The organism is Rhodopila sp., from assembly GCF_035548235.1.
Classification (GTDB): Bacteria; Pseudomonadota; Alphaproteobacteria; order Acetobacterales; family Acetobacteraceae; genus Rhodopila.
The window spans coordinates 21845-28070 of sequence record NZ_DASZTJ010000192.1; the positions used below are offsets into that span (position 1 = coordinate 21845).

The following is a 6226-nucleotide window of genomic DNA, read 5'->3' on the forward strand; positions in this document are numbered from 1 at the left end:
CTCCCGTCGTCAGGAAATGATGACCCCGCTGTCGACGGGGTAGATGTGCCCCGTCACCTTGCGCGATTCATCGCTGGCGAGGAAGAGGGCCATCGCCGCGATGTCCTCGGGTTCGATCAGGCCCAACAGGTGCGATTGCGCCATCCTGTCCAGTGCGGCGTTGCCCGCCACCAGCTTGCGCACGCGATCGGTCATTGTCGCCGACGGCGCGATGGCGTTGACCCGGATGTCGGGCGCGAATTCCACCGCCATGGAGCGTGTCATCGACGCCACCGCGCCTTTGGCGGCGGTGTAGCAGTCGCGGCCGGGAATCCCCATCAGCGCGACGTTGGAGGACATGTTGATCACCGACCCGCCGCCGGATTTCCGCATCGCCGGAATCCCGAAGCGGCAGCCCAGGAAGGTACCATACAGATCCAGCTTGATGACCCGCCAGAATTCCTCCAGCGGCGCCTCCGTCACGTCGCTATCCTGCGAGGTCGAGCCGCCGGCGTTGTTGTGCAGCACGTGCAGCGCCCCATAATGCCGCATGCAGCGATCGATCGCCGCCTGCATGCTATCCGGTTCGGTGACGTTGGTGGGGATCGCGATGGCGTCGCCGCCCGCCTGGGTGATGACCTGCGCAACCTGTTCGCCGGCCTCCTTGTTGAGTTCGGCGATAACGACCTTCGCGCCTTCCTCGGCGAACAGCTTCGCTGTTGCGCGGCCAATGCCCGTGCCGGCGCCCGTGATCAGTGCGACTTTCCCCGCGAGACGCGGCATGTCTGTTCCCCCCGTTTTATGATCAGGGGGTATCGTCGCCCGCCGCGCCTCTAGGGGCAAGGGTCAAGGGGGATAGGCGTCAGGCAGCCAGGGTCAGGTGTTCAGCTCTTCCAGCAGGTGCCGATTCTTCAGAACCACCTTCCGCGCGCTCGGCAGCGCGATCGTGCCCTGGCGTTCCATCTGCGAGAGCGTGCGCGACACCGTCTCGATCGTCAGACCGAGATAGTCCGCGATGTCCTGCCGGCTCATCGGCAGGCCCACCGTTGCGGCGGCGTCGGTGCGTTCGGCCATCTCGATCAGGAATGCGGCGATCTTCTGCACCGCGCTGCCGCGACCCAGCAGCAGGCAGTGTTCGCGCGTCTGCTCCAGGTACGTCATGGCGAAGGCGAAGAACTGCCCCACGGTATGATCGTCGGGGATGGCGGTGGACCGCCGATAGGCGATGACGGTGCAGCTTGACACCGCTTCGGCCGACAAGCGCCGGTCCGTTCCGGACTCAAAGCCGAAAACATCGCCCGGCAGAAGGAACGCATCGATCTGCCGGCGTCCGTCACTCAGGAACCGGCAGGTGCGCACGACGCCGCTGACCACCTTGTAGTAGGAGCGCGCGGCGTCGCCCTCGGCATAAATTCGCTGGTCGGCGGCGAAGCTCAAGACCGATCCAGCGGGCTCGGCTGCGGCGGTGCCCAACCAGGGCATGCTGTGTTGCTGGACGGCTGCGGCAGCGAACGAGACCGACATCGGGAGCTCCTGTTATGGGCTTGGATGCCCGTTTGTAGGAGCCGTTCGGCCGACGCGTTATTCGGTTTGCTCCTACGGGATATCCCGTACCCCGTCACGGATGGTGGCGCGCCTCGCATCGCTCCGCGATGAGCGCACGGATGTTGTCGCGCAAGGCGTTGTCCATCAGGGGCTTCTCAAGAACCCGGTTGATGCCGGCGGCACGCGCCCGTTCGCGGATCTGATCCGTCAAGTGGCTGATGAGCATGATGAGCGGGACCGCGACATTGCGCTGCTTCAGCGTGCCCGCAAGCTTGATCCCGTCCATCCCGCGATTGCGGTCGTCAAACACGATGCAGTCGGCACGTTCCAGATCCGGATCGGCCAACAACCCGTCGCCGCTATCATGGATGCGGACGCGAAGCCCATCCAATTCAAGGGCGAAACGCAGCGCCTCGCGAACCGCTTGATCATCATCCACCAGAAAGATCAGGTGCTTTTCGGCAGCCATCCGAATCCTACGCTCCACCGTTCACCGTGAGAGAACTGTGAACGAAGCCAATGGCTAACGGTTTGATGGGCTCAGCGCATTGATCTACCGCAAAGCGATCAAGCCCGCCGACGGACCTTGCCGCGTCGCGGTTCCGGCAGCAGGGGGCGCAGGAAGCGGCCGGTATGGCTGGCCGGGTTGGCGACGATGTCCTCGGGTGTGCCCTCGGCGACGATGCGGCCGCCGCCGTCGCCGCCCTCCGGCCCCAGGTCGAGGATCCAATCCGCTGTCTTGATGACCTCCAGATTGTGCTCGATCACCACGACGGTGTTGCCTTGCTCGACCAGCGCGTGCAGGACCTCCAGCAGCTTCCGCACATCCTCGAAATGCAGGCCGGTGGTCGGCTCATCCAGGATGTACAGCGTGCGGCCCGTCGCGCGCCGCGCCAACTCCTTTGACAGCTTGATGCGCTGGGCTTCGCCGCCCGACAGCGTGGTGGCCTGCTGCCCCAGCGCGATATAGCCGAGGCCGACCTGCTGCAGGATCTTCAGCCGGTCGTGGATGCGCGACTGGGCGCTGAAATACGGCACGGCTTCCTCGACCGTCATCGCCAGCACGTCGGCGATGGATTTGTCGCGGAACTTGATCTCCAGCGTTTCCCGGTTGTAGCGCTTGCCCTTGCAAGTGTCGCAGGTGACGTAGACATCGGGCAGGAAGTGCATCTCGATCTTCAGCACGCCGTCGCCCTGGCACGCCTCGCACCGTCCTCCCTTCACGTTGAAGCTGAATCGCCCCGGCTTGTAGCCTCGAGCACGGCTGTCCGGCAGTTCGGCGAACCAGTCGCGAATGGGGGCGAACAGGTCCGTATAGGTCGCGGGATTCGATCGCGGCGTCCGGCCGATCGGCGACTGGTCGATGTCGATGATCTTATCGAGCTGGTCCAACCCCTCGATCCGCTCATAGGGTGAGGGCACCAGTCCCGCTCCCATCAGCCGCCGCGCGGCGGCCTTGTAGAGGGTGTCGATCACCAACGTCGATTTTCCGCCTCCCGACACGCCGGTGACGCAGGTGAAGGTGCCCAGCGGGAAGGCGGCGGTGATGGACTTGAGGTTGTTGCCCCGCGCGCCGACGACTTTCAACATCCGATCCGGCTGGGCCGGGCGCCGCATTGGCGGCACCGGAATGATCTTGCGGCCCGACAGGTAATCACCGGTCAGCGATTTGGGATTCGCGGCGACCGCCTCCGGCGTGCCCTCGGCAATGACGTGGCCGCCGTTCACCCCCGCCGCCGGGCCCATGTCGATCAGGTGGTCGGCAGCCCGGATCGCGTCCTCGTCGTGCTCGACCACCAGCACGGTGTTGCCCAGGTCGCGCAGCCGCCGCAGCGTGCCCAGCAAGCGTTCGTTGTCGCGCTGGTGCAGGCCGATCGACGGCTCGTCCAGCACGTACAGCACCCCGGTCAGGCCGGAGCCGATCTGGCTGGCCAGCCGGATGCGCTGGGATTCGCCACCCGACAGCGTGGCGGAGCCGCGGGCAAGCGTCAGGTAATCCAACCCGACATCGACCAGGAAGCGCAGCCGGTCGAGGATCTCCCGCAGGATGCGCCCGGCGATCTCCTGCCGCTGCGGCGTCAGCGTCGGCATCACCGTCCCGAACCAGTCAAGCGCCGCCTTGATCGACAGGTCCGATGCCTCGGCGATGTTCTTGCCGGCGACGCGGACGGACAGCGCCTCGGGCCGCAGGCGGGCGCCGTTGCAGACGGCGCAAGGCTTTTCAGCCTGGTAGCGCGACATCTCTTCCCGCACCCAGACGCTGTCGGTCTCCTGCCAGCGGCGTTGGAGGTTGCGCAGCACGCCCTCGAACGGCTTCGTCACGGTATAGGCGCGGACGCCGTCCTTGTAGGTGAAGGCGACGGGGTCGTCGGTGCCGTGCAGGATGGCGTGGCGGACCGGCTCCGGCAGGTCCTTCCAGGGGGTTTTGGTGGTCTGCTTGAAGTGTTTCGCCAGCGATTGGAGCGTCTGATCGTAATAGGGCGACTGCGCGCCGGTCCAAGGCGCGACCGCCCCATCGCCCAGCCCCAGGCGATCATCCGGCACCACCAGGTCCGGGTCGAAGAACGTCTCCATCCCCAGCCCGTCGCAGGCGGGGCAAGCGCCGTGTGGGGAGTTGAAGCTGAACAGCCGCGGCTCGATCTCTTCGATCGTGAAGCCGCTGACCGGGCAGGCGAAGCGGCTGGAGAAGACGGTGCGATCGCCGGTCTCTGCATTCTCGGCGAAGGCGACGCCGTCGGACATCGCCAGCGCGGTCTCGAAACTGTCGGCCACCCGGGTGGCGGCGCCTTCGCGGACGACGACGCGGTCCACCACCGCCTCGATCTCATGCTTGATCTTGCGGTTCAGCGCCGGAACCTCGCCGATCTCATACAGCGTGCCGTCGACCTTCACCCGGGTGAAGCCGCGGCGCTGCAGTTCCGCCAGTTCCTTGCGGTATTCGCCCTTGCGGTCACGCACGACCGGGGCCAGCAACAGCAGGCGCGTACCCTCGGGCATCGCCATGACGCGATCCACCATCTGGGAGACGGTCTGGGCCTCGATCGGCAGCCCGGTGGCCGGCGAATAGGGCACGCCGGTCCGCGCCCACAGCAGGCGCATATAGTCGTGGATTTCCGTGACCGTGCCGACCGTGGAACGGGGATTCTTGGAGGTCGTCTTCTGCTCGATGCTGATAGCCGGGGACAGGCCCTCGATCGAGTCGACGTCGGGCTTGCCCATCAATTCCAGGAACTGGCGGGCATAGGCCGACAGCGACTCGACATAGCGGCGCTGTCCTTCGGCGTAGATCGTGTCGAAGGCCAGCGAGGATTTCCCCGATCCGGACAGGCCGGTGATGACGGTCAGCGAGTCGCGCGGGATGACGACGTCGATGTTCTTGAGATTGTGTTCCCGAGCGCCGCGGACATGGATATCACGCAGTCCGCGCTGATCGGCGCGGGAAACCTCATCACGAGGCATGGATGTCTCGAGCCATGAATTCTGTTGTCCCCGATCTGGGAGTATGTTCTATAGATGTTCCTGGCGGAGCGCCACCGGAAATTGGGTCCGTTCAGAGATCCTTAACTCATGTGGCCCATAAGGTCGCTTTGGGCTAGGGTCCGGGTCTGCGGAAAAGGATGGTTCGATGGCCGGAAGCGTCAACAAGGTGATCCTGATCGGAAACCTGGGCAAGGACCCGGAGGTCCGTTCGACCCAGGATGGCAGCAAGATCGTCAACCTGACCCTGGCGACCAGCGACACCTGGAATGACCGCGCTTCGGGCGAACGCAAGGAACGCACCGAGTGGCATCGGGTGGTCATCTTCAACGACCGTGTCGCCGACGTGGCGGAGCGGTACCTGAAGAAGGGCTCCAAGATCTACGTCGAAGGCTCCCTTCAGACCCGCAAATGGACCGACCAGCAGGGGCAGGAACGCTACACGACCGAGGTGGTGATCGGCCGCTTCAACGGCAACCTGACGATGCTCGACACACGGTCCGGCGGCGGGTCGGACATGGGCGGCGGCTATGGCGAGTCGGATTACGGCGGCGGGTCGTCCGGGGGCGGATATGCACCACGCGAACGCGCGCCGGCGGCAGCCGGACCCCGGTCGTCAGGCGCGGGTTCGCGTGGCGGGTCAGGTGGGCCGTCCTGGGATGCGCCGAAGGGCGGCAGCGACCTGGATGACGAAATCCCGTTCTAGCATCACGGTTGCGTTCTAGCTGAGCGACAGCGGTCGCACGGTGCGAGGACCAGCCGCCGGGGATGCGGCTTTCACGGACCACCCTCCCCGGCGCGTCGGTACTTGGGTGGATGCACCCGGCGATGTTCCCGACAACGCGACGATCGACTTGTCCGCGCTGGCAATCGGTTTTGGACGCGGCCTTGGGCGACTGATGGAAGTCGGCTGAGGGCCGATTTGATCGCAAGAACCGGGAGGGGCGGCGTACGCGACCCGCGCTATCGTTTCAAGATGCCGGCGCGGAAGGACACTGAATGACGCTCACGCTTCACGACTATCAGCTGTCGTCGATCGGACGCTCCCGCCTCATGTTTTCATGAGTTCTCCCGTTCCTGATCGGCCCCCCGCGAACGGAGAGGCAAGCGCGATCGATACGCCCACGGCGATCCCGGCCGTCATCAATGCCGCCGTCAGGAACAGCGACATCGTTTCCGCGACCAGCGTGGCGGGCGCCGCGGCGCCCGCCTGCATGATCGCGAG

Annotated in this window: 5 protein-coding genes; 1 reads left to right on the top strand and 4 read right to left on the bottom strand. The window is 65.5% G+C overall.

Translation table 11 applies throughout. The features are described from left to right. Positions 1 to 9 precede the first annotated feature (9 nt). The 4 genes from VHB27_RS15860 to uvrA form a co-directional block, all read right to left on the bottom strand. The gene (locus tag VHB27_RS15860; protein ID WP_325602168.1) at positions 10 to 762 is read right to left on the bottom strand and encodes an SDR family NAD(P)-dependent oxidoreductase; all 753 of its coding nucleotides are present in this window, start codon (positions 760 to 762) and stop codon (positions 10 to 12) included. 93 nt (positions 763 to 855) lie between these two features. Beyond that, positions 856 to 1503: a helix-turn-helix domain-containing protein gene (locus VHB27_RS15865; protein ID WP_325602170.1), complete on the bottom strand. Its 648-nt coding sequence runs from the start codon at positions 1501 to 1503 to the stop codon at positions 856 to 858. Positions 1504 to 1597: 94 nt separating this feature from the next. After that, complete coding sequence (locus VHB27_RS15870) at positions 1598 to 1993, bottom strand: response regulator (protein ID WP_325602172.1); 396 nt, start codon at positions 1991 to 1993, stop codon at positions 1598 to 1600. Between the two features lie 98 nt (positions 1994 to 2091). Next, entirely contained in the window at positions 2092 to 4983 is a 2892-nt protein-coding gene (uvrA, locus tag VHB27_RS15875) for an excinuclease ABC subunit UvrA (RefSeq protein ID WP_325602175.1), read from the bottom strand. A 166-nt stretch (positions 4984 to 5149) separates the two neighbouring features. Here uvrA and ssb point away from each other — a divergent pair, with 166 nt between their 5' ends. Further along, the gene (gene ssb, locus VHB27_RS15880; protein WP_325602177.1) at positions 5150 to 5707 is read left to right on the top strand and encodes a single-stranded DNA-binding protein; all 558 of its coding nucleotides are present in this window, start codon (positions 5150 to 5152) and stop codon (positions 5705 to 5707) included. Positions 5708 to 6226 lie beyond the last annotated feature (519 nt).